The sequence below is a fragment of the Pseudomonas sp. BN414 genome, from assembly GCF_029871275.1.
In the GTDB taxonomy this organism is placed as follows: Bacteria; Pseudomonadota; Gammaproteobacteria; order Pseudomonadales; family Pseudomonadaceae; genus Metapseudomonas; species Metapseudomonas resinovorans_C.
The window spans coordinates 169,675-191,581 of the sequence record NZ_SSOL01000033.1 but is presented as its reverse complement, the minus strand read 5'-3'; the positions used below and the strand labels follow the sequence as shown (position 1 = coordinate 191,581).

General features: G+C 62.0%; 25 protein-coding genes. 10 read left to right on the top strand and 15 right to left on the bottom strand.

What is annotated here, in order from left to right; genetic code table 11:
* Positions 1-726: aldehyde dehydrogenase family protein (locus E8E95_RS05995; protein ID WP_280348954.1), on the top strand; the 726-nt coding region annotated here is incomplete at its 5' end.
* Between the two features lie 132 nt (positions 727-858).
* Positions 859-2,373, top strand: coding sequence for an amino acid permease (locus E8E95_RS05990; protein WP_280348952.1), 1,515 nt, complete (start codon positions 859-861; stop codon positions 2,371-2,373).
* A gap of 41 nt (positions 2,374-2,414) precedes the next feature.
* On the opposite strand, the gene modC is transcribed toward E8E95_RS05990, so the two are convergent.
* The 6 genes from modC to E8E95_RS05960 form a co-directional block, all read right to left on the bottom strand.
* Complete coding sequence (gene modC, locus E8E95_RS05985; protein ID WP_280348950.1) at positions 2,415-3,500, bottom strand: molybdenum ABC transporter ATP-binding protein; 1,086 nt, start codon at positions 3,498-3,500, stop codon at positions 2,415-2,417.
* Between the two features lie 3 nt (positions 3,501-3,503).
* Positions 3,504-4,190 carry a molybdate ABC transporter permease subunit gene (modB, locus tag E8E95_RS05980; protein WP_179062307.1) on the bottom strand — a complete coding sequence of 229 codons (687 nt, stop codon included), beginning with the start codon at positions 4,188-4,190 and terminating at the stop codon, positions 3,504-3,506.
* A gap of 68 nt (positions 4,191-4,258) precedes the next feature.
* Entirely contained in the window at positions 4,259-5,305 is a 1,047-nt protein-coding gene (locus E8E95_RS05975; protein ID WP_280348947.1) for a GAF domain-containing protein, read from the bottom strand.
* A 57-nt stretch (positions 5,306-5,362) separates the two neighbouring features.
* Positions 5,363-5,755: a lactoylglutathione lyase gene (gloA, locus tag E8E95_RS05970; protein ID WP_077523832.1), complete on the bottom strand. Its 393-nt coding sequence runs from the start codon at positions 5,753-5,755 to the stop codon at positions 5,363-5,365.
* A 94-nt stretch (positions 5,756-5,849) separates the two neighbouring features.
* Positions 5,850-7,067, bottom strand: a complete 1,218-nt coding sequence (locus E8E95_RS05965) for an argininosuccinate synthase (protein WP_280348945.1) — start codon at positions 7,065-7,067, stop codon at positions 5,850-5,852.
* Between the two features lie 129 nt (positions 7,068-7,196).
* Positions 7,197-8,213: an OmpA family protein gene (locus tag E8E95_RS05960; RefSeq protein WP_280348943.1), complete on the bottom strand. Its 1,017-nt coding sequence runs from the start codon at positions 8,211-8,213 to the stop codon at positions 7,197-7,199.
* Between the two features lie 167 nt (positions 8,214-8,380).
* Between E8E95_RS05960 and pyrC the strand changes: the two genes are divergently transcribed.
* Entirely contained in the window at positions 8,381-9,427 is a 1,047-nt protein-coding gene (pyrC, locus tag E8E95_RS05955) for a dihydroorotase (protein WP_280348941.1), read from the top strand.
* A complete protein-coding gene (gene rnt, locus E8E95_RS05950; RefSeq protein WP_280348939.1) occupies positions 9,424-10,098 on the top strand; it encodes a ribonuclease T in 675 nt (224 codons plus the stop codon). The genes pyrC and rnt overlap by 4 nt, the downstream gene beginning before the upstream one ends.
* 122 nt (positions 10,099-10,220) lie before the next feature.
* Here rnt and E8E95_RS05945 read toward each other — a convergent pair whose 3' ends face one another.
* Complete coding sequence (locus E8E95_RS05945) at positions 10,221-10,823, bottom strand: peroxiredoxin C (protein ID WP_028626298.1); 603 nt, start codon at positions 10,821-10,823, stop codon at positions 10,221-10,223.
* A 280-nt stretch (positions 10,824-11,103) separates the two neighbouring features.
* Here E8E95_RS05945 and E8E95_RS05940 point away from each other — a divergent pair, with 280 nt between their 5' ends.
* Positions 11,104-11,322 (top strand): bacterioferritin-associated ferredoxin, encoded by a 219-nt coding sequence (locus E8E95_RS05940; RefSeq protein WP_069085145.1) that lies wholly within the window; start codon positions 11,104-11,106, stop codon positions 11,320-11,322.
* A 202-nt stretch (positions 11,323-11,524) separates the two neighbouring features.
* Positions 11,525-11,995 carry a bacterioferritin gene (bfr, locus tag E8E95_RS05935; RefSeq protein WP_280348936.1) on the top strand — a complete coding sequence of 157 codons (471 nt, stop codon included), beginning with the start codon at positions 11,525-11,527 and terminating at the stop codon, positions 11,993-11,995.
* Positions 11,996-12,172: 177 nt separating this feature from the next.
* Here bfr and grxD read toward each other — a convergent pair whose 3' ends face one another.
* From grxD to E8E95_RS05915, 4 genes are all read right to left on the bottom strand, one after another.
* Entirely contained in the window at positions 12,173-12,499 is a 327-nt protein-coding gene (grxD, locus tag E8E95_RS05930; RefSeq protein WP_077523837.1) for a Grx4 family monothiol glutaredoxin, read from the bottom strand.
* 93 nt (positions 12,500-12,592) lie between these two features.
* Positions 12,593-14,701: a molybdopterin oxidoreductase family protein gene (locus tag E8E95_RS05925; RefSeq protein ID WP_280348934.1), complete on the bottom strand. Its 2,109-nt coding sequence runs from the start codon at positions 14,699-14,701 to the stop codon at positions 12,593-12,595.
* Between the two features lie 134 nt (positions 14,702-14,835).
* Entirely contained in the window at positions 14,836-15,273 is a 438-nt protein-coding gene (locus tag E8E95_RS05920) for a hypothetical protein (RefSeq protein ID WP_280348932.1), read from the bottom strand.
* 196 nt (positions 15,274-15,469) lie between these two features.
* On the bottom strand, positions 15,470-16,993 hold the full coding sequence (locus E8E95_RS05915; protein WP_280348930.1) for a sensor domain-containing diguanylate cyclase: 1,524 nt from the start codon (positions 16,991-16,993) through the stop codon (positions 15,470-15,472).
* Positions 16,994-17,392: 399 nt separating this feature from the next.
* Between E8E95_RS05915 and E8E95_RS05910 the strand changes: the two genes are divergently transcribed.
* The 4 genes from E8E95_RS05910 (at position 17,393) to E8E95_RS05895 (ending at position 19,834) form a co-directional block, all read left to right on the top strand.
* Positions 17,393-17,881, top strand: coding sequence for an HNH endonuclease (locus E8E95_RS05910; protein WP_280348928.1), 489 nt, complete (start codon positions 17,393-17,395; stop codon positions 17,879-17,881).
* Between the two features lie 346 nt (positions 17,882-18,227).
* Positions 18,228-18,710 (top strand): hypothetical protein, encoded by a 483-nt coding sequence (locus E8E95_RS05905; RefSeq protein WP_280348926.1) that lies wholly within the window; start codon positions 18,228-18,230, stop codon positions 18,708-18,710.
* Positions 18,711-18,757: 47 nt separating this feature from the next.
* Positions 18,758-19,462, top strand: a complete 705-nt coding sequence (locus E8E95_RS05900) for an SOS response-associated peptidase (protein WP_280348924.1) — start codon at positions 18,758-18,760, stop codon at positions 19,460-19,462.
* Positions 19,463-19,546: 84 nt separating this feature from the next.
* On the top strand, positions 19,547-19,834 hold the full coding sequence (locus E8E95_RS05895; protein ID WP_280348922.1) for a hypothetical protein: 288 nt from the start codon (positions 19,547-19,549) through the stop codon (positions 19,832-19,834).
* On the opposite strand, the gene E8E95_RS05890 is transcribed toward E8E95_RS05895, so the two are convergent.
* From E8E95_RS05890 to E8E95_RS05875, 4 genes are all read right to left on the bottom strand, one after another.
* Positions 19,825-20,346, bottom strand: a complete 522-nt coding sequence (locus tag E8E95_RS05890) for a DUF2514 family protein (RefSeq protein WP_280348920.1) — start codon at positions 20,344-20,346, stop codon at positions 19,825-19,827. The two genes, E8E95_RS05895 and E8E95_RS05890, sit on opposite strands and share 10 nt — an antisense overlap.
* Positions 20,343-20,831: a glycoside hydrolase family 104 protein gene (locus tag E8E95_RS05885; protein WP_280348918.1), complete on the bottom strand. Its 489-nt coding sequence runs from the start codon at positions 20,829-20,831 to the stop codon at positions 20,343-20,345. Before E8E95_RS05885 ends, E8E95_RS05890 begins: the two co-directional genes overlap by 4 nt.
* A gap of 47 nt (positions 20,832-20,878) precedes the next feature.
* Positions 20,879-21,238: an HNH endonuclease gene (locus tag E8E95_RS05880; RefSeq protein ID WP_280348917.1), complete on the bottom strand. Its 360-nt coding sequence runs from the start codon at positions 21,236-21,238 to the stop codon at positions 20,879-20,881.
* Positions 21,239-21,402: 164 nt separating this feature from the next.
* Entirely contained in the window at positions 21,403-21,897 is a 495-nt protein-coding gene (locus tag E8E95_RS05875) for an XkdW family protein (RefSeq protein ID WP_280348915.1), read from the bottom strand.
* Positions 21,898-21,907 lie beyond the last annotated feature (10 nt).

The following is a 21,907-nucleotide window of genomic DNA, read 5'->3' as shown; positions in this document are numbered from 1 at the left end:
GGCGAATCCAACATGAAGCGCGTCTGGCTGGAAGCCGGCGGCAAGAGCCCGAACATCGTCTTCGCCGACGCCCCTGACCTGCAGGCCGCGGCCGAAGCCGCTGCTGGCGCCATCGCCTTCAACCAGGGTGAAGTCTGCACCGCAGGTTCGCGCCTGCTGGTGGAGCGCTCCATCAAGGACACGTTCGTGCCCATGGTGGTCGAGGCGATCAAGGCCTGGAAACCGGGCAACCCGCTGGACCCGGCGACCAACGTCGGTGCCCTGGTGGATACCACCCAGATGAACAACGTTCTGTCCTACATCCAGGCTGGCCATGACGACGGCGCCAAGCTGGTGGCCGGTGGCAAGCGCGTGCTGGAAGAGACCGGCGGCACCTACGTCGAGCCGACCATCTTCGACGGCGTGAGCAACGCCATGCGCATCGCCAAGGAAGAGATCTTCGGCCCGGTGCTCTCGGTCATCGCCTTCGACAGCGAAGAAGAAGCCGTCGCCATCGCCAACGACACCATCTATGGCCTGGCCGCAGCGGTATGGACCAGCAATCTGTCCCGCGCTCACCTGATCGGCAAGGCCCTGCGCGCCGGCAGCGTGTGGATCAACCAGTACGACGGCGGCGACATGACCGCGCCCTTCGGCGGCTTCAAGCAGTCCGGCAACGGCCGCGACAAGTCGCTGCATGCCTTCGACAAGTACACCGAGCTGAAAGCCACCTGGATCAAGCTCTGACCTATGGCAGGTGGCAACCGGACGGGGAGAGGTCCGGTGGCCACCCTCAACGAAGAGACCACTGGCGGCATGTGCCGCCCTACCACCGCTTCTTGTTCGTTACCGATACAAAACCAATAAAGGAACCGACCGATGAGCAACGCAACCAGCAAGGCTGCAGCGGCTGACCGGGACGCCGAGCAATTACGCGCCCTGGGCTACACCTCGAACTTCGAACGCAGCATGAGCCTTTGGGAAAACTTCGCCCTGGGCTTCACCTACCTGTCGCCAGTGGTAGGGGTCTATACCCTGTTCGGCCTGTGTCTGGCGGCCGGCGGCCCTCCGATGTTCTGGTCCTACCTGCTGGTGGGCATCGGTCAGTTGCTGGTGTGCCTGGTGTTTTGTGAAGTGGTTTCGCAGTTCCCCATCTCAGGTGGCGTCTACCCTTGGGCACGACGCCTGGTGGGCAAGCGCTGGGCCTGGATGGTGGGCTGGATCTACTCCGTCTCGCTCTGCGTGACCATCGCTGCAGTCGCCCTGGGTGCCGGCCCCTACATCGCCAGCCTGCTCGGCTTCGAACCCACGGCTGTCACCAATACGCTGATCGCCCTCGGCCTGACCCTGCTAGCCACCCTGCTGAATCTGAGCGGCACGAAGCTGCTGGCGCGCATGGCGATGTTCGGCTTTATCTGCGAACTGCTGGGCGCCCTGGTTATCGGTGGCTACCTGCTGATCTTCGAGCGCCACCAGCCCATCAGCGTGCTGTTCAACACATTCGATATCAGCATCGACGGCAGCTACTGGCCCGCGTTCCTGACTGCGTCGCTGGCCGGCATGTTCCTCTACTACGGCTTCGAGGCTTGCGGCGACGTAGCCGAGGAAACACCGAACCCGAGCAAGCGCATCCCCAAAGCCATGCGCATGACCATCTACATCGGCGGCGCCGCCGCCATGTTCGCGGCGATAGCGCTGATCCTCGCGGTGCCGGATATGGCCAAGGTGATTTCGGGTGAAGACAGCGACCCGATGTCCACCATCCTCAACAACGCCTTCGGCCCCCTCGGGTCGCGACTGGTCATGGCGGTGATCATCGTTTCCTTCGTCTCTTGCGTACTGAGCCTGCAGGCTGCGGCAAGCCGACTGCTTTATTCCTATGCGCGTGACGAGATGGTCATGGGCAGTTCGATACTCAAGCGCCTGTCGCCGAACACCCATGTACCGGCCGCTGCCCTGGTGGTCTGCGGCCTGCTGCCGGCCGCCATCGTCTGTGCAGGCTTCTTCTTGCAGAATGCCATCGCCGCGGTGGTTGCCTTCGCCGCAATCGGCATCTACCTGTCGTTCCAGATGATCGTTGGCGGCGCGCTGTTCGCCCGCTTCCGCGGCTGGCAGCCGAGCGGGCAATTCACCCTGGGCAACTGGGGCTGGATCGTCAACATCGCGGCCTTGATCTACGGCGTGCTGGCCATCGTCAACATGTCCTGGCCGCGCACGCCGGATGCGCCGTGGTACGTCAACTACGGAATCGTCGTCACGGCGGCAGTCGTCATTGCAATCGGCCTGATCTACATGTTCGCGCTCAAGCCTTATGACCGTGGCCAGGCTCCCGCAGGGGACGCCTGGAAACTGTCGACGCCAAAGCTGGATAGCGATAGCGAGCTGGCACGTTGAGTCAAACGGGGCGGGGCTGCCAGGCCCCGCCCTCCCCGCCTTCAAGCCAGCAGTGCCACCGACTTGATCTGCGCCCAGAGGGTCTGGCCCGGGTAGAGGCCCAACTGGTCGCGGGAGAAGCGGGTGATCCGCGCCAGCATGGGCGTGCCGTCCACGTCGAGGCGCACCAGCACGTGGGCTGGATTGGCGGCCGGAGACTCTTCCACCATCCGCGCCGGCAGCAGGTTCAGGATGCTGCTGTCGCGCTGTTTTTCCAGGCTCAGGCTGACGTCGCGCGCCAGCACCCGGAAGCGCAGGGAACGGCTTTCGGCAACCGGCGAGTGAGCCACCCTCACGCTGAGTGAGCTGCCGGGCAAGGCCAGGGTCAGCAACTGATACTGGGCATCGAAACCCTGCACCCGTCCTTCGATCACGACACCGGCCTCATCTTCCTGGGCGGTGGGCAGGTCGAGGCGCGCGAGGGTCTGGTCCAGCGGCCCGCTGGCCAGTACCTGGCCGTTGTCCAACAGCACCAGGTGATCCGCCAGCCGCGCCACTTCGTCCGGCGAATGGCTGACGTAGAGGACCGGGATATCCAGCTCGTCGTGCAGGCGCTCCAGGTAGGGCAGGATTTCACCCTTGCGTTTGAGGTCCAGCGCGGCGAGGGGTTCGTCCATCAGCAGCAGGCGCGGGCTGGTGAGCAGGGCACGGGCAATGCCAACGCGTTGCCGCTCGCCACCGGACAGACCGTCCGGCATGCGTTCCAGAAGATGGGCGATTCCCAGCAGTTCCACCGCCTGCTCCAGCGCGACACGACGCTCCCGCGCCGGTATGCGCCGCTGTCCGAATTCCAGGTTGCGCCGCACCGAAAGATGCTCGAACAGGCTGGCCTCCTGGAACACGTAGCCCAGGGGTCGCTTGTGAGTGGGCAGGAAGTGGCCACGGTCGCTGTCCTGCCAGACCTCGCCGTTGATTTCGAGGAAACCCTCGGCGGCCTGTTCCAACCCGGCGATGCAGCGCAGCAGGCTGGTCTTGCCCGACCCGGAATGGCCGAACAGGGCACTGACACCGCGACCGGGCAGTTCGAGGTCGGTCTCCAGGGAAAAGCCCGGATGGCACAGGCGGAATCGCGCGCGAATCTGTTGCATGGGTCAGGTCCAGCCCGGTTTCAGGCGCCGGCTGGAGTTCAGTGCCAGCAGGATGAGGAAGGAGAACAGCAGCATGCCGCCGGCCAGCCAGTGGGCCTGGGCGTACTCCATGGCTTCGACGTGATCGAAGATCTGCACCGAGACCACGCGGGTCTTCTCAGGGATGTTGCCGCCGATCATCAGTACCACGCCGAACTCACCCACCGTATGCGCGAAGCCGAGGATGGAGGCGGTGATGAATCCCGGTTTCGCCAGCGGCAGCACCACCGAAAAGAAGGTATCCCAAGGGCTGGCTCGGAGTGTGGCAGCGACTTCCAGCGGACGTTGGCCGATGGCGGTGAAGGCGTTCTGCAGGGGCTGCACGACGAAGGGCATCGAGTAGATCACCGACCCTACCACGAGGCCGGCAAAGGTAAAGGGCAAGGTGCCGAGGCCAAGGCTCTGGGTGAACTGGCCGATGAACCCGTGGGGTCCCATGCTGACCAGCAGGTAGAAACCGATGACGGTGGGCGGCAGCACCAGTGGCAGGGCGACCACCGCCGCCACGGTCCCCTTCAGGCGCGAGCGTGTGCGCGCCAGCCACCAGGCGATGGGGGTGCCCACCACCAGCAGGAGCAACGTGGTGAGGGTGGCGAGTTCGAGGGTCAGCCAGATGGCGGCCAGGTCGGTGCGGTCGAGAGGGAAGCTCATGGGTTGGCCGATTGATCAGTTTTCGCTGTGTTGCGAACTATATAGCGAAGCTGCGCGGCCAGCCAGAATCAGACTCCGCTCCAATCGGGACCGCTGCGGTGCAGGGCGTTGTCCGCTTCGAACAAGAGCTGTTCAAGGTCCTGCCCGCGGGCGGATTCGGCATGGCCGATGCGCAAGGTCAGGCTCTGTTCCGTGGCGCGATTGAAAGCGCCCAGGCCCGCGCGCAGACGCTGCAGAACGGCATTCGGATCGCCGTAGCCGGACGTCAGCACGAGGAACTCCCCGCCGCCGAGGCGCGCCAGCAGATCATCTCGCCGGAACTGCGCCCGCAGCATGCGCGCGGCCGTCAGCGGCAGGCTTTCAGCTGGCGCGCTGTCGTTACTGCCCACCAGCAGGTGGAGCACCAGGCAGGGCATGTCGCGCTGGCGTGCGGCATCCAGTTCACCGGCGGCGAGGTGCAGGAAGCCGAGCCGGTTGTGCAGGCCGGTGAGTTCATCGGTCATGGAGAAGCGCTGGATGTCCTGCTCGACGCGTTCGCGTTCACAGGCTTCGTCATAGAGCAGCCGATTGGCGGCCACCAGGTCCTGGGTACGGGCGATGACACGCTGCTCCAGCTCGTCGTAGAGCTGGACGTTCTCCATCGCCACCGAGGTGGAATCCGCCAGGGCCTGCAGCAGGCCGACCTCCCGTACGTTGGCGAGGCGCGAAGTGGCCCAGTAGGTACCGATCGCCCCCACCGGGGCCATGCTGCGAATGGGCACCATCACCAGGCTTTTGACGAAGGTGGGACGGTAGGCATCGTGGGGAATGCGCGGGTCCTGGTAGATGTCTTCGATCACCGCAGGCTCGCGGTTGATCATGGCCCAGCCGCTGATGCAGGTTTCCATGGGAAAGCGCAGGCCTTTCCACAGTGGCGAGATGGCGTCTTCGTCCTTGTAGAAGCAGCGATCACCATCACGCAGGACAAAGGTGGCGCCATCTGCCCCTACCAGTTCCCGCGCGGCGCTGCGCACGATTTCGGCGATTCGGTCGAGATTGCGGGCCAGGGACAGCTCCTGGATGGCCCGTACCAGGCATTCGAGATTGCGTTCGTAGCTGACAGCGGAACCATCCATAGACCCACGCCTCCAGTCCGGGGCAAATACGCCCCGGATTCATATCAGCACAGAGCTTCAGTCCTTGCGAGAGGGCGACAGCAATTCGATCTTGTAACCATCCGGATCTTCGACGAACGCCAGGATGCTGGTGCCGTGCTTCATCGGACCCGGCTCGCGGGTGATCTTGCCGCCACGGGCGCGAATGTCCTCGCAGGCCTTGTAGACATCGTCGACTTCCAGCGCGATGTGGCCATAGGCGTTGCCCAGCTCGTACTTGTCCACACCCCAGTTGTAGGTGAGTTCGATCACGCTGTTGTGGGCTTCGTCGCCGTAGCCGACGAACGCGAGGGTGAACTGACCATCCGGGTAGTCCTTGCGACGCAGCAGGGTCATGCCCAGCACTTCGGTGTAGAAGGCGATGGATTTGTCCAGGTCGCCGACGCGCAGCATGGTATGCAGCAGTCTCATCGTTGCTTCCTCATCGGTTGCCCGTTTTTCTGGTTTCAAAATGAAAGAACCCCGGCTTATGGCCGGGGTTCTTAGGCTCACGCTGACAAGCTTATCAGAACAGCTTGCGGCCCTTGCCTGCGGCAATGCGCATGCGCAGCGCGTTGAGCTTGATGAAGCCAGCAGCGTCGGCCTGGTTGTAGGCGCCGGCATCGTCCTCGAAGGTGGCGATGTTGGCGTCGAACAGGGAGTCGTCGGACTTGCGGCCGACCACGATGACGTTGCCCTTGTACAGCTTCAGGCGAACTACGCCGTTCACGTTGGTCTGCGAGGCGTCGATCATCTGTTGCAGCATCAGACGCTCCGGACTCCACCAGTAACCGGTGTAGATCAGGCTGGCGTATTTCGGCATCAGCTCGTCTTTCAGGTGCGCGACTTCGCGGTCCAGGGTGATGGACTCGATGGCACGGTGAGCACGGAGCATGATGGTGCCGCCGGGGGTCTCGTAGCAGCCACGGGACTTCATGCCGACGTAGCGGTTCTCGACGATGTCGAGACGGCCGATGCCGTTGATGCCGCCAACGCGGTTCAGTTCGGTGAGCACCTGGGCCGGAGTCAGTTCCTTGCCGTCGATGGCGACGATGTCACCATTGCGGTAGGTCAGCTCGATGTAGGTCGGGGTATCCGGCGCTTTTTCCGGGGAAGTGGTCCACTTCCACATGTCTTCTTCGTGCTCGGTCCAGGTGTCTTCCAGCACGCCGCCTTCATAGGAGATGTGCAGCAGGTTGGCATCCATGGAGTACGGGGACTTCTTCTTGCCGTGACGCTCGATCGGGATACCGTGCTTCTCGGCGTAGTCCATCAGTTTCTCGCGGGACAGCAGGTCCCACTCGCGCCAGGGAGCGATCACTTTCACGCCCGGTTTCAGAGCGTAGGCACCCAGCTCGAAGCGAACCTGGTCGTTGCCCTTGCCGGTGGCGCCGTGGGAGATGGCGTCGGCGCCGGTCTCGTTGGCGATTTCGATCAGGCGCTTGGCGATCAGCGGACGGGCGATGGAAGTACCCAGCAGGTACTCGCCTTCATAGATGGTATTGGCGCGGAACATCGGGAACACGAAGTCGCGGACGAATTCTTCGCGCAGGTCATCGATGTAGATTTCCTTGACGCCCATCGCCTGAGCCTTGGCGCGGGCCGGTTCGACCTCCTCGCCCTGGCCGAGGTCAGCGGTGAAGGTCACCACTTCGCAGTTGTAGGTATCTTGCAGCCACTTGAGGATTACCGAGGTGTCCAGGCCACCGGAATAAGCCAGGACAACCTTCTTTACGTCCGCCATGCCATCAACTCCACGGGGGTTGTACGAAAAACCCGTGATTCTACTGACCCTGGCGGCCAAATTACAGTGGCGCGACAGCTTATGACGACGAGGCGACAGATTCTGTCAGTTGCGCGACGAGCGGCAGGGTCAGGAACCGGTCGGAGCCCCGGGGGCCGGAGCAGCGCCCTGGACACCCGGCGCGCTAGCCGGGGCGGCAGGCGCAGCGGCGGGAACACCAGGCTTGGCCGGAACGGGCGACTCAGCGGGTGCAGGTGCGGGAGCAGGGGCAGCGGCGGGCGCTTCCTCGGGCAGGTCGACGCGGGACAACTGCACGGTGGCCCGGCGGTTCTTCGCCCGATTGGCCGAGCTGTTGTTCGGCGCCAGCGGATAGCGCTCGCCATGGAAACGCATGACCATCTGCGCCTCGGGGAAGCCGTTGGCCTTGAAGTAGTCGTACACCGCCAGGGCGCGGCGACGGGACAGGTCTCGGTTGGTCAGGCGGTTGCCGCTGTTGTCGGAGTGACCGTCGATTTCGATGTGATTGACGCTGGGATCGGCCTTGATGAAGTCGAGCATGATTTCCAGCTTCGCCCGCGCCATCTCGTCCAGTTCCATGCCGCCCCCCGGAAAGCCGACCTGCACGTGCTTGACCTGGTCGAAGTTCACCGGCAGCAACTTGGCGGTGCAGGCGAGGTAATCCTGGTAGGCCTGGTTGAACTTCACCGGCAGGAGGCGCACTTCCATGGCATCGCCGCCCTGCAGGGTGCGATGACGTATGACTGGGCTGCGGCCTTCCATCAGGCCGGCAAGCAGTCGCCCGGCCTGTTGCTGGGAACTGTTGAAAGGCACCTCGCCCCCACCGACGCTGACGATGCCGAGGTTGATGTCCCCCCTCCCCGGCTGCCAGGGCGCCGCTGCCGCCAACAAGGTCGCCGAGCCCGCGCCCATCCAGCGCTCGTGCGCCTTCAGACGGAAAGTGGCCTGCTCGCCGGCGCGTCGCACGAACTCGCCGGCGCCGAAATCGGTGATGGGCTGCGACAGGCGGCACTCGAACTTGTCGCCCTCGACTTTCCACTCCACCTTCTCCAGGCGCGTCTGGAAGGTGATGGCCATGACCGGCAGGCTGGCGAACAGACTCAGGATGGCGAGATAGCGCTGGCGCACGGCAGGCTCCACGGGGAATTACGGCGTTCCTGCTGGATATCGGTATCGCGCGGCAAAACTTGAGCGCGGATTTACCGGCTCAGCCGCCCGAGGATCAGGCCCCGCGTGCCCCTGCAGGGCTTTTCCGGTAGCATGTCGGCCCAGTTCTGCCCGCCTGGAAGCCCCTCATGTCCGACCGTTTGACCCTCCTGCGTCCCGACGACTGGCACATCCATCTGCGCGATGGTGCCGTCCTGGCCCACACCGTTGCGGATGCTGCCCGTACTTTCGGCCGCGCCATCATCATGCCCAACCTGGTTCCGCCGGTTCGCAATGCCGAGGAAGCCGATGCCTATCGCCAACGCATCCTCGAAGCCCGTCCAGCGGGCAGCCGATTCGAGCCCTTGATGGTGCTGTACCTCACCGACCGCACCAGCCCGGAGGACATCCGCGCGGCCAAGGCTTCCGGCTTCGTGCATGCGGCCAAGCTCTATCCGGCCGGCGCCACCACCAACTCGGATTCCGGCGTCACCAGCGTCGACAAGATCTTCCCGGCCCTGGAAGCCATGGCCGAAGTCGGCATGTTGTTGCTGGTCCATGGTGAAGTGACCCGTGGCGAGATCGACGTGTTCGACCGCGAGAAGGTGTTCATCGACGAGCACCTGACCCGTGTGGTCGAGCGCTTCCCGACCCTGAAGGTGGTGTTCGAACACATCACCACCGGCGACGCGGTGCAGTTCGTGCAATCGGCTTCGGCCAACGTGGGCGCCACCATCACCGCCCACCATCTGCTGTACAACCGTAACCACATGCTGGTTGGCGGCATTCGCCCGCACTTCTATTGCCTGCCGATCCTCAAGCGCAACGTGCATCAGGAAGCCCTGCTGGACGCCGCCACCAGCGGCAATGCCAAGTTCTTCCTCGGCACTGACTCGGCCCCCCACGCCAAGCACGCCAAGGAAGCCGCCTGCGGCTGCGCCGGCTGCTACACCGCCTATGCGGCCATCGAGCTGTATGCCGAGGCCTTCGAGCAGCGCAATGCCCTGGACAAGCTGGAGTCCTTCGCCAGCTTCCACGGCCCGGACTTCTACGGCCTGCCGCGCAACACCGACCGCATCACCCTGGTGCGTGAAGAATGGACTGCCCCCGCTACCCTGCCGCTGGGCGAGCAGGTAGTGGTACCGCTACGCGCTGGCGAGAAGCTGCGCTGGCGCATGCTGGAGGAACAAGCGTGAGCGAAGACCTCTACGACGACGAACTGGACGGCAGCCTGCCATCCGGCCCGCGCCACCCCATGGCGGCGCGTTTCCGTGGTTACCTGCCGGTAGTGGTGGACGTGGAAACCGGCGGTTTCAACGCCGCGACCGATGCCCTGCTGGAGATCGCCGCGACCACCATCGCGATGGATGAACAGGGTTTCCTCTATCCGGACCACACCCACTTCTTCCGCATCGAGCCGTTCGAAGGCGCCAATATCGAACAGGCCGCGCTGGAGTTCACCGGGATCAAGCTGGATCACCCGCTGCGCATGGCGGTGAGCGAGGAGCACGCGCTGACGGAAATCTTCCGCGGCCTGCGCAAGTCGATCAAAGCCAACGGCTGCAAGCGCGCCATCCTGGTCGGCCACAACTCCAGCTTCGACCTCGGCTTCCTCAATGCTGCGGTGAACCGGACGGCCCTCAAGCGCAATCCGTTCCACCCCTTCTCCAGCTTCGACACCGCGACCCTGGCTGGCCTCGCCTACGGCCAGACCGTGCTAGCCAAGGCCTGCCAGGCCGCCGGCATCGAGTTCGACGGCCGCGAGGCCCACTCGGCGCGCTACGACACCGAGAAGACCGCCGAGCTGTTCTGCGGCATCGTCAACCGCTGGAAGGAAATGGGCGGCTGGATCGACGACGAGGACTGACCTCGGCATCCAGTTGTAGGAGCAAGCTTGCTCGCGAAGCTTCGCCAGCAAGCTGGCCCCTACCAACACCCAGACATGAAAAAGCCCGGCAAATGCCGGGCTTTTTCTTGACCTGGAAACGCTTACAGGGAAGAAGCGTTTTCAGCCAGGTACTGGGCAACGCCTTCCGGAGAAGCGGTCATGCCCTTGTCGCCTTTCTTCCAGTTGGCCGGGCAGACTTCGCCGTGCTCTTCGGTGAATTGCAGGGCATCGACCAGACGCAGCAGCTCGTCCATGTTACGACCCAGCGGCAGGTCGTTGACGATCTGGGAACGCACAACGCCGTTCTTGTCGATCAGGAAAGCGCCACGGTAAGCAACACCGTCTTCGGACTCTACGTCGTAGGCCTTGGCGATTTCGTGCTTCATGTCGGCAGCCAGGGTGTACTTGACCGGGCCAATGCCACCCTTGTCCACCGGGGTGTTACGCCAGGCGTTGTGGGTGAAGTGGGAGTCGATCGATACGCCGATCACTTCCACGCCGCGAGCCTGGAATTCCGGGATGCGGTGGTCCAGGGCGATCAGCTCGGACGGGCAGACGAAGGTGAAGTCCAGCGGGTAGAAGAACACCAGACCGTATTTGCCTTTGATGGCCGAGGACAGGTTGAAGCTGTCAACGATTTCGCCATTGCCCAGAACGGCGGCAACGGTGAAGTCCGGAGCTTGCTTGCCTACGAGAACGCTCATTCAATGTCTCCTGAGTTGTCATGAGTAGTCAGAGGGTCGGGGTCACAGCCTGGCCGACCAATGTGGCGACGCCATGACACCCGCTTCCAAAAGGACGGGCAATCATACACTTGGAGTGCACACCCGCCCACCGCTTTCGACTGACGGGTCAACCTCTGCCAGCACCCACCGATTCCCTCTGGAACGCCTCTGGTCCGGGCGTTTCAAGACGATCTTTGACAATCATTCTCATTACTATTAGTATCCCCTCCATCCAACCACTCCCCGAGTTCTGAGTGCTATGTACGTCTGTCTCTGTCTAGGTGTCACTGACGGTCAAATTCGCGAAGCCATCTATGAAGGCTGCTGCAGCTATCGCGAAGTACGCAACACCCTGGAAGTGGGTACCCAATGCGGCAAATGCGCATGCCTCGCCAAACAGGTGGTCAAGGAGACCCTGGCCGAGGTGCAGAGCAGCCAGGCGGCCCTCGCCTACCCTGCGGCATACGCCATCGCCTGACCATTCGGCGGAATCACAGGAAACCGGACCTCAGCGTCCGGTTTTTTTGTGCCTGATTTTCAATAATTTAGAGTTCAAATGTAGAAGTAAAACATTCTTATTAATATTCAAATTTATTTGCAATTCAACAACTTAGATTTGACACACTAAGTTGTGAGGATCAGAATTTATCGACCACCCACCTTCTACGGCAGGACTCCACATGAAAGGCGACAAGAAAGTCATACAGCATCTCAACAAGATCCTCGGTAACGAGCTTGTTGCGATCAACCAGTACTTCCTGCACGCCCGCATGTACGAAGATTGGGGCCTGAAGAAACTGGGCGACCACGAGTACCACGAGTCCATCGACGAGATGAAGCATGCGGACAAGCTGATCAAGCGCATCCTCTTCCTCGAAGGCCTTCCCAACCTGCAAGACCTTGGCAAGCTGATGATCGGCGAGAACACCAAGGAGATGCTGGCCAGCGACCTCAAGCTGGAGCAGGCAGCGATACCGGACCTGAAGACAGCCATTGCCTACTGCGAAAGCGTGGGTGACTACGGCAGCCGCGAACTGCTGGAAGAGATCCTCGAGTCCGAGGAAGAACATATCGACTGGCTGGAAACCCAACTGGGCCTGATCGACAAAGTCGGCCTGGAGAACTATCTGCAGTCGCAGATGGACGAATAATCCGGCAGCACAAAAAAAGCCCCGCTAATGCGGGGCTTTTTTTATTTGGTATTTCTGCAATCAGAGCTGGATAAAGAAGAACGCTATCAATCCGCAAATAACGCGGTGAAATAAACCAACAACTTCCAGCAATAAAAAGCCCCGCATTAGCGGGGCTTTTTTCGAAACCGGAGCGGATCAGGCGCTGGCCTTGCTCACGGCATCCTTGACCAGGGTCTGCAGCTCACCCTTTTCGAACATCTCGGTCATGATGTCGCTACCACCAACCAGTTCACCGCCTACCCACAGTTGCGGGAAGGTCGGCCAGTTCGCGTACTTCGGCAGATTGGCGCGGATTTCCGGGTTCTGCAGGATGTCGACGTAAGCGAACTTCTCGCCACAGCCCATCAGGACTTGCGCGGCGCGGGCCGAGAAGCCGCACTGCGGAGCGTTCGGCGAGCCTTTCATGTACAGCAGGACAGTGTTGTTGGCGATCTGCTCTTTGATGGTTTCGATGATATCCATTGGGCACCTCGGCTGAACTTTCCGACTGGCGAGTCGGCGGGATGGCGGCATTGTAACGGAAAGCCGAGCAGCGCGCTCGGACTTCCCTTGTCTTCAGGCGGCCACCACTTCCACAGGAACGCCATTGAGTGCGGCATTGCCGGAAACGGCATCCAACTGGCGCTCATCCGTCAGGTCGTTGGCACTGGCTCCCGGCTGCTCACTCGCGATTCCCAGGCGCACGCCCGGCCGCGCATGGCCCCAACCGTGAGGAAGGCTGACTACGCCCGGCATCATGTCCTCGCTGGCGCCTACCTCCACCTCGATCATCCCGACCCTCGAGCGCACCTTCACCCGCTGCCCGTCGACCAGACCGCGTGCTTCGAGGTCATGCGGGTGCATCAGCAACTGGTGACGCGGCTTGCCTTTCACCAGACGGTGGTAGTTGTGCATCCAGGAGTTGTTGCTGCGCACATGGCGACGACCGATGAGCACGAGTTCTCCCTCACGGGGAACGGGCTGTGCCGCAAAGCGATCAAGATCGGCCAGGAGAATCGACGGCGCAGCCTCGACCTTGCGGCTGGCTGTCTTCAGCCGGCCGGCCAGATTGGGTTTGAGCGGGCCGAGGTCGACGCCGTGGGGATGCTCGCGAAGGCGCGCAACAGAAAGCTTGTGTTCCGAGCGGTCACCGTAGGCACCCGCACGCAGACCCAGATCGATCATCTGCTGAGGCGCCATGGTGGGCTTCAATTCGACACCGGTGCGCGCGGCAAACGCCTTGGCCAGGCCGACGAAGATTTCCCAGTCATCCAGCGCACCGACAGGCTTGCTCAGCACGGGCTCGTTGAAGCGAGTGACGTTGCGAACGGCGAAAACGTTGAAGGTGGTGTCGTAGTGCTCGTGCTCGAGGGGCGCGGTGGGTGGCAGGATCAGATCGGCGTAGCGGGTGGTTTCGTTGATATAGAGGTCGATGCTGAGCATGAACTCCAGACCATCCAGCGCCTGTTCCAACTGGCGTCCGTTGGGCGTGGACAGCACCGGATTGCCGGCCACTGTCACTAGGGCCCGGATTTGCCCTTCCCCAGGCGTGAGCATCTCCTCGGCCAGCGCAGCCACCGGTAGCTCGCCGCCATACTCGGGCAGGCCGGATACCCGGCTCTGCCAGCGATTGAAATGACCGCCCGACGTGGCGGCTACCAGATCCACCGCCGGCTCAGTGCAGAGCACCCCACCCACCCGATCCAGGTTGCCGGTCACCAGGTTGATGAGCTGGATCAGCCATTGGCAAAGGCTGCCGAAGGCCTGGGTCGAGACACCCATGCGGCCGTAGCAGACGGCGCTTTCAGCGGCTGCAAAGTCCCGGGCCAATTGGCGAATGCGCTCTGCCGGAACACCGCAGCGCTGGCTCATGGCTTCGGGCGTGAATCGGGCAATGGCTTCGCGCACCTGTTCCAGGCCTTCCGTCTCAAGGTGCGTAGCGCGACCGAGCCCCTCTTCGAACAGGGTATTGAGCAAGCCGAACAGCAGCGCCGCATCCTGCCCCGGACGCACGAACAAATGCTCATCGGCCATGGCCGCGGTTTCGCTGCGCCGGGGGTCCACCACCACCAGCTTGCCTCCCCGCGCCTGCAGCGCTTTAAGGCGCTTCTCCACGTCCGGCACGGTCATGATGCTGCCGTTGGACGCCAGTGGATTACCGCCCAGGATGAGCATGAATTGCGTGTGATCGATGTCCGGAATCGGGATCAGCAAACCGTGGCCGTACATCTGCTGGCTGATCAGGTGATGGGGCAACTGGTCCACCGAGGTCGCCGAGAAGCGTCCACGGGTGCGCAGCAGGCCGAGGAAGTAGTTGCTGTGGGTCATCAGCCCGTAGTTGTGCACGCTCGGGTTGCCCTGATAAACGGCCACCGCATTGTTGCCATGGCGCGCCTGGATATCCGCCAGACGCTCGGCCACCAGCCCGAAGGCATCATCCCACTCGATGGGCAGCCATTCGTTGCCAGCTCGGCGCATGGGTTGGCGAATACGGTCCGGATCGTTCTGGATGTCCTGCAGGGCCACGGCCTTGGGACAGATATGGCCACGGCTGAAACTGTCCTGGGCATCTCCCTTGATGGAGAGAATGCGCCGGCTGCCATCCGCCTGGTCCTCGGTCTCGATGGTCAGGCCGCAAATGGCCTCACAGAGATGGCATGCACGGTGATGAAGGGTCTTGGTCATTGCCTGGCCTCATTCTTGTTCGAGACGACCGGTCAGGTCGCAAGTACAAGACTATGGAACCAGAACCGCCGCCAGGCCAGCAGCGTCACCGCCATGAATCGGCAGGCATCATGCCTGCCGATTCACCTGTACCGTCAGCGAATGGACTGGATGGTGCCTTTGTTGCCTGTCACCTTGGCAGTCACCTTCTTGAACACGAAGTAATCCTGCACGCTCAGCTCGTAGCGCGGCGCGACGATCAGGTCTGCGCCCGACTCCTTGACGGCCTTGTAGGCAGCAGCGGACTTGACGGAAGAGATGGGGTCCGGGCCGAAAGGCAGGCCACCGCTACCGTCGCCGCCATACGCCACACCATCGGCGAACTCCGAGTCCCCGCCGAACTGCAGGAAGCTGAACAGGATGTTCACCTCGGACTGCCCAGTGATTTGTTCGCCCACTTTGATATCGGCCTTGAGGTCGGTATTCACACTGCCGTTAAGCGGTGAAGTCGGTTGGCTGACGTTGTAGCTGGTGCAGCCGGTCAGGGCAGCGAATGTGGCAGCCATGAAAGTGGGGACAAGAAACTTCTTCATTGGGATCTCCATGGATCTTGGAAAGTCTGAACAGCTCCGCTGAATTTCCATACGCGGTAACCGTCCCCGGAAATCACCCGAATCCGGGGACGCGCAAACCTATCAATCCGCCTCGCGGGGCATCAGTTCACGCGTTCCGAAACGACCTTCAGATAGTTTCCCGTCCAGTGGTGGCAAATGAGGAAGTCCCCGCGCCTCAGGGCGTAGGCTCAGCCAGGCAGACTCGATTGCGACCGGCGCTCTTGGCCCGATAGAGCGCGGCATCGGCCTGCTCCAGAAGGTGCCCTGGACTGTCGCCCTGCCCCGGCACCGCGCTGTGCGCTCCGACGCTCACGGTCACCACGCCAAAGGGATTGCCGGAGTGGACCAGACCCTGCTCGTAGACGGCTTGCCGTATCCGCTCAGCCACCAGGCGCGCGCCGGCGACGTCGGTATGGGGCAGCAGCACGGCGAACTCCTCGCCGCCATAACGGGCCACGGTGTCCCCGGCGCGCACCTTGAAGCGACGCAGCACGTCGCCCACTGCCTTGAGGCAGACATCGCCCGCCTGGTGACCGTAGTGGTCGTTGTAGGCCTTGAAGAAATCGACGTCGATCATCACCAGGGCCAGCGGCGAGCCTACCGTGGCGGCGCGGTGGTACTCGACCTGCAAGGCCTGGTCGAACTGCCGTCGATTGGAGATGCCGGTCAGGCTGTCGCGGTTGGCGAGTCGGAACAGCTCGCGATTTTCCCGCGCGATGTTCTGGGCGGCGGCCATGCGCTTGCGCATCCGCGTAGCCAGCCCGCCACCGACAAGCATCAGCGCCAGCACCAGCATCGCCACCAGGCAAGCGACCACCATGGTCTTGCGTCCCCATTCGGCCAGCACTTCCTGGCGGGACATGGACACCGCGACCACCAGCGGGAAGTGGTCCAGGGCGCGGTAGGCATAGATGCGGTCCACCCTGTCGAGCACGGAAATACTCGACCCCAAGCCGACCGGCGAACGCTTGAGGTCAGACTGGAACATGTAGCTGCCAGCCATGCTATCCCCGGTAGCACCGGACATTTCCGGCCGCCGGTAGATGATGGTGCCGTCGTTCATGGCGATCAGCAGGGAACCCTGCACGCCCATGTCGAAGTGCTTGTAGAACTCGCGGAAGTGTTCGATGCGGATGGTCGCCAGCACCACCCCGGCAAAACGGCCGTCCTTGTCATTGAAGCGGCGCGACACCGGCAGAATCCACTCGCCCGTAGAGCGGCTGCGAATGGGGTTGCTCACTTCGGTATCGCGGCTCACGGAATGGAGATGATGCTGGAAGTAGGCCCGATCCGAGTTGTTCGCGTAGCCCGCCGGCGGCGGATTGGTGTAGTAGAGCCAACGCCCTTCGGCGTCATAGACGAACAGCCCGGCCAGTTGCGAGGCGCGCTGCTTGTAGGTCACCAGCAATTGATTGATGGCTTCGGGACTGTTTTCGCCCCGTTCCAGCAGGTTCACCAGGCCGCCAAGGATGATGTCGGCTTCCTTGATGGACTCCTGGCCATGCTGGGCAATGGAATAGGCCAGGTTGGCATTGGCCTTGTCCGCCTCTCGCAGGTAGACCTGTTTCGAATCCAGCACCTGGGCCAGGTTCATCAGGATGGCCCCCAGCCCCGCCAACAGCAGCAGTGCGTACGCCAACCACAGGGAACGCCGCGTTCCCTGGGTGCCCTGAACGGGCTCCGGACCGGTTCCAGCCATCCGCATACTCCTCACTGCCCGTGCCTGCGCTCACCTTAGACAAGCGCCTGTGCCGAAACAATCTGGAATGATGGACATTTGCCGCCGATCCCGACGCCGTTGTACAACGTCCGGCCTCACGCAAACGGCACGCTAGAGCGGCCCACCCGATTGCGCCGAAAACTCCCGGACGCCCGGCGCATAGCCACGAACGACGCGGTTTCCGGACATATTGGAAAACCGCGACATTTCCTTATGATGCCGACAGGGGTCCAAAGGGGCCTACAGGGCAGTAAAACCGGCACTTTCGCACCCGCGACATTCCCTGATTTCCCCTGTTTTCCCCATCGATTGGTACGAAAAGTGGTATTGAGTTCGTCTTGATTTAGCTGTCACGCACTTCATAGGGAGAGTGGCGTCATGCTGACGATTGCGAGGCTAAAGGAAGTCCTGCACTACAACCCGGAGACCGGGAATTTCACATGGCTGGTTAACAAGCGACGGGCGAAGGCTGGCGACACAGCCGGTTCAATCATCACTTATGGCTACATCCTGATTCGCGTTGACCAGACCCGACAGCTGGCTCATCGCCTTGCTTGGTTCTATGTGCACGGCCGCTGGCCTGATGGCGACATCGACCACGTAAACGGAATTACGTCGGACAACAGAATCGCAAACCTCCGAGAAGCCACCAGGGCAGAAAATCTCAAGAACGCCAAAGTCAGCGCCAGATCATCGACTGGCGTCAAAGGTGTCAGCCGGTGTTCGGGCAAGTTTCGCGCGACAATTCGCTTCGATGGAAGGCGAGTGCATCTAGGCCTCTTTAACTCAATCGAAGAAGCCGAGGCTGCCTACAAAGAAGCAGCCGAGAAACACCATGGCCAATTCGCATCGCACCTTAGCCGATAACTCCAGCCTTCCAGTAATGCAGCAGTAGCGTAACGAGGACGCTGCATCGCCCGCCATGCCTGGCTTCGAGATCGAAACTGTCTAAAACGAAATGCCGAGATAGCGCCCTGGAAAGCCAGTAATTCCGGGATGAATCGCGTTAGTTTTAGACAGCATTTCGCGCCCGTTCTGGGCACTCCGACTACCCTTTCGCAACACCCAACTTTCATCCGACCGACGCCTGTAGCAGAGGCGAAGCGGCCGAAGACCACCGCGTCGAATCAGTTCGAACGGCCTCCACCCAGCCTAGAATCCTGTCTACGAAATCAGCAACGATCCACACCACCCATGACGGAGGGTCAGACTCGTGTTGAAAGCCAGGGTCAATGAAATTAGAAGGAAATTGACAGCTACTGCACTTGGCCTGCTTGCCGTTACGGGCGCCTTTGCAGAGCCCCGGAAGGTTGAGGCAGTTCCATGGTGCGTGATCAACAGCGATGGGCTGTGGATCAATACAATCATCGAGTCTGTGGAGACTCCAATTAAGGGAGCAGATGCCCAAAATACTCCAAATACTTACAGATACTATTGGGCCATCCACTGCTACATGGCTACAGGCGACTGCGTTGCCTCAGGTCTGAACCTCGATAACTTGGAAAAAGGCGAGCCTATCGGCTTCGGCGAATTGGTTCAGCCCGATGGCATGAGACTCGTTTCTGTGGCGGGCAAAGTTGCCACAATAGTTTGGGGGATAAACACATTCACGTTGGATGTGTCTAAGCAGCTAGTGTCTTACAGGAACTCCGGCCAGACGACTGACACCGTCGGCTCTGGTCCCTGCGCCCCGTAATCTGCAGTGAGGCGGAATCAGACGGCCGCCACGAAGAAGGAATGACCATGTGCGGACGCTACGTCACCCCATCTGATCGGGCCATTGAGGACTTCTGGCATATCGGCGCCCGCGATTCTGGACGCTGGGTCCAGAGCTTCAACGCCGCCCCAACCACCCAGGTGCCCATATTGCGCCTGGACCATGGCGGCGAGGCAGAGCTTGTCACTGCTCGCTGGGGCCTGATCCCTTTTTGGTGGAAGCAGCCGAAGCCTCCAAGTCTGAGCTTCAATGCCCGCAGCGAGGAAGCCGCAAAGAAGCCTATGTGGCGTTCGTCGCTGCAGCGACAGCGCTGCATCATGCCCGCGCAGGGCTGGTACGAATGGAATGAGCATCAGCGCGTCAGGAATCGCGCCGGGCTCCTCGTGAATCAACCCTACTATCACCACGCCGCGAATAACGAGGTACTGGCCATTGCGGGGCTTTGGGCCACTTGGACAGGTCCGGAGGGTCAGGAGGTCGTGACTTGCGCCCTGCTGACCAAGGACGCTGCCGGCCCGGCCGCTGACATCCACCACCGGATGCCAGTAATCCTGCGGCCGGAGCAGTTCGACATCTGGTTGTCGCCAAGCACCAGCGCCGAGCAAGTCCACAGTACCATCGCGATAAGCCGAGAGGACTTCGCTGCCCACCCGGTCACCACGGACGTCGGCAACAACCGCAACGATTCCCCGGAGCTGCTGGAGCCGGTCGTGGTGGTGCTGGCGGACTAGCGTCCGGATAGCGGTTCTATGATTTCTGACCTTCCCAAGGTATCGTCAGCTGGGCTGATAACCACGGATGGCTAAGGAGGGCGTATGGGTCTCGAAGACCGCGACTGGTTCCAGGAAGCTCGCGCGGAACGGGATGGCAAGGGGTGGAAGCGTCCTGGCCGATTCACCGCTCCCAAGCCCGACGTTAGCACCGGCCCGGTCCAGCGCGATCCGCGACCACCCAAACCGCGCACTACCCCGTCCTATGTTCATCTACAGGCGCAGGAAATCCTCGAAGCTCGCAACAATAAGTCAGCGCCTCCATTCTTCCTGGCGGTCCTGCTGTTCGTCTTCCTCTCGGTAGGCGTCGGCGCGCTCTATCTTTACTTCTGACGGTCACCCCTCACGCGGCCATAGGCCATCTCGCACGCCTGCCCCGCTACCCCCCTTCGGTCGGCCTCAGCAGCATAGAGTCGAGCAGCCTCTCCAATCCGGCGGAGCAGGTCGGCTCGCATTCGGGCGTCGTCTTCGGCTGCCTGGCCGAGCTGGGCAGTGATGGAATTTCCGCAGGCTCGGCTCCTTCGCTCTGCTTCGTCGAAGCGCCGCTGCAACCGCTCGAGAGCATCGCCAGCCCGAGCAGCATCGGTCCGAGCCACTTCCAGTTTCCTATCCGCTTCATTCCCCACCTCGTCCACCGCCTTCTGGCGGCGTTGCTCTTCTGTTCGGGCCTGGGCATCAGCACGCCGATCGCGCTCCGACACTTCCAGGCGGTAATCAGCCAGTTCGCTGCGGGCGCCTGCAGCATCGGCCTGGGCACTGCTGACACGTAGTTGCTGGCCTCCAGACACTAGGAGCAGCACCAGCGCCCACCAGCACCAGGCCGGCACTACCTTCAGCCAGGTCACGCCAACCTCCCGCCAGCAGCCAGGTAATGGGCTAGTAGGTCGTCCAGCTTGTGTTCGTTCTGCCCGTAGCCCGCGCCCGGGAGGCTGGCCCAGATGTTCCGGCACTTGGCGATTGCTTCCGGGATACGTCCGACCTGTATGTCATCCAGGGCCCGTCGCTCCCGGATTTGCCGGAGCGCCACGCGGTCCTGGTTCTCAGGCGTGAATCCGCCCCGCAGGTCCAGCAGCATTCGGTAGGTGTCCCAGTACCGGGAAAGCAATTGGTATCGGCCGGCAGCCGTGGACTTGATCCCCAGCCGAGGTAGGGGAACCAGCCGGCGGGGGTGGTCGGCGTATCCCTCGAACAGACCGCCTCCCACCACGACGTCATAGCCATGGTCCTTTGTCCGCTGATTTGGGTGATCGGTACCCTCAGACCAGGCCAGCATGTCCAGGAAGGCGAGCACGTTCGAGCCGCCCGCCTGGGCAGCAGTGAGTCGAGCCATGGGGTTCTCCAGAAATGAAAAACCCCGCCGGAGCGGGGTTGGATTGGTCAGGCGGCTAATAGCCGTCGTAGATCGAGAGGATGCCAAGCACCCCGGGCGAGACGCTTCTGCACCATCGTCTTGAATTGGTCAGGCGAGAGATCACATTGGCGCCGATGACGTGCCTGATTGCAGAACCGGCAGGCGGCCACGATGTTGTCGCGCCCTCCCCCTCCGCCTTCCTTGTGCGCCACAAGGTGCTCGCCCGTGCACTGCAGGCGCTCGACCTGATTCATGGTCAGCCCATGCCGGGCGGCGAACTGTTCGGGATTGCCCTGCCACATGGGCAGATGACAATAAAAGCAGCGACCACCCTGAGCTTGGAAAGCCTGGGCGCGGGGTTTGATGAGGGATTGTCGAGCGGGCATGGCCGACTCCTTCAGATTAGAGGGAATCCGCTCATACCAAGTGGAATGACACGGTACCTGCAGGAGCGTTCCTGCAAGCCAAATAACAAGTCGCACCCTTTATTGGATGCGCTCGAGCCGAATCTAGATCATTCGCCGCGAAAGGATCAAGACCTAGCAGAGCCTTACCAGGAAATCCCCGCCACCTGCTCCAGCGTTTCCGCGTTCTGCACCTGCCGCTCCAGGTTGTGCCGCTTTCCGGTCAGGCTGGCGCTGACGACGCTGTAGGCCTGGTTCTTTGCCTGCACCTTCGCCGCGAGCTCGGCTCGGGTTTCGCCGAAGCCTCGAGCCAACAACAGGGCATCGAGGAAGGGTGCCGGAGCCTGGGCATCCTCCGCCAGGGCGGCCGCCTCGCTGAGTTGAATCGGCCAGGACTCCCGTTCGGCATCCGGGTATTGCTGCTTGATGGCCACGAACTCTGCTTCGTAAGCCAGGTTGATAGTGGCGAGCTGAATGTCCTTAGCAGCGCTCAACAACTCAGGCGCCGTCGGTAGCGCCAGGTCCTCCGGCCACATGGCTAGGTACGGGCCATTGCCGTCGTCTTGGAAGTACCAGTCTTTTCCCGCCGCCAACTGCGGGTATTTGTGCCGGATGGCCTGGGCCGATGATGTATCGATCATGGTTATACCT

What these genes read in the sequence shown, in the direction of transcription:
- E8E95_RS05990 (WP_280348952.1), top strand. Translation starts at nt 859, where the DNA reads ATGAGCAACGCAACCAGCAAGGCTGCAGCGGCTGACCGGGACGCCGAG.
- modC (WP_280348950.1), bottom strand. Translation starts at nt 3,500, where the DNA reads ATGCAACAGATTCGCGCGCGATTCCGCCTGTGCCATCCGGGCTTTTCC.
- modB (WP_179062307.1), bottom strand. Translation starts at nt 4,190, where the DNA reads ATGAGCTTCCCTCTCGACCGCACCGACCTGGCCGCCATCTGGCTGACC.
- E8E95_RS05975 (WP_280348947.1), bottom strand. Translation starts at nt 5,305, where the DNA reads ATGGATGGTTCCGCTGTCAGCTACGAACGCAATCTCGAATGCCTGGTA.
- gloA (WP_077523832.1), bottom strand. Translation starts at nt 5,755, where the DNA reads ATGAGACTGCTGCATACCATGCTGCGCGTCGGCGACCTGGACAAATCC.
- E8E95_RS05965 (WP_280348945.1), bottom strand. Translation starts at nt 7,067, where the DNA reads ATGGCGGACGTAAAGAAGGTTGTCCTGGCTTATTCCGGTGGCCTGGAC.
- pyrC (WP_280348941.1), top strand. Translation starts at nt 8,381, where the DNA reads ATGTCCGACCGTTTGACCCTCCTGCGTCCCGACGACTGGCACATCCAT.
- E8E95_RS05945 (WP_028626298.1), bottom strand. Translation starts at nt 10,823, where the DNA reads ATGAGCGTTCTCGTAGGCAAGCAAGCTCCGGACTTCACCGTTGCCGCC.
- E8E95_RS05940 (WP_069085145.1), top strand. Translation starts at nt 11,104, where the DNA reads ATGTACGTCTGTCTCTGTCTAGGTGTCACTGACGGTCAAATTCGCGAA.
- bfr (WP_280348936.1), top strand. Translation starts at nt 11,525, where the DNA reads ATGAAAGGCGACAAGAAAGTCATACAGCATCTCAACAAGATCCTCGGT.
- grxD (WP_077523837.1), bottom strand. Translation starts at nt 12,499, where the DNA reads ATGGATATCATCGAAACCATCAAAGAGCAGATCGCCAACAACACTGTC.
- E8E95_RS05925 (WP_280348934.1), bottom strand. Translation starts at nt 14,701, where the DNA reads ATGACCAAGACCCTTCATCACCGTGCATGCCATCTCTGTGAGGCCATT.
- E8E95_RS05920 (WP_280348932.1), bottom strand. Translation starts at nt 15,273, where the DNA reads ATGAAGAAGTTTCTTGTCCCCACTTTCATGGCTGCCACATTCGCTGCC.
- E8E95_RS05915 (WP_280348930.1), bottom strand. Translation starts at nt 16,993, where the DNA reads ATGGCTGGAACCGGTCCGGAGCCCGTTCAGGGCACCCAGGGAACGCGG.
- E8E95_RS05910 (WP_280348928.1), top strand. Translation starts at nt 17,393, where the DNA reads ATGCTGACGATTGCGAGGCTAAAGGAAGTCCTGCACTACAACCCGGAG.
- E8E95_RS05900 (WP_280348924.1), top strand. Translation starts at nt 18,758, where the DNA reads ATGTGCGGACGCTACGTCACCCCATCTGATCGGGCCATTGAGGACTTC.
- E8E95_RS05895 (WP_280348922.1), top strand. Translation starts at nt 19,547, where the DNA reads ATGGGTCTCGAAGACCGCGACTGGTTCCAGGAAGCTCGCGCGGAACGG.
- E8E95_RS05885 (WP_280348918.1), bottom strand. Translation starts at nt 20,831, where the DNA reads ATGGCTCGACTCACTGCTGCCCAGGCGGGCGGCTCGAACGTGCTCGCC.
- E8E95_RS05880 (WP_280348917.1), bottom strand. Translation starts at nt 21,238, where the DNA reads ATGCCCGCTCGACAATCCCTCATCAAACCCCGCGCCCAGGCTTTCCAA.
- E8E95_RS05875 (WP_280348915.1), bottom strand. Translation starts at nt 21,897, where the DNA reads ATGATCGATACATCATCGGCCCAGGCCATCCGGCACAAATACCCGCAG.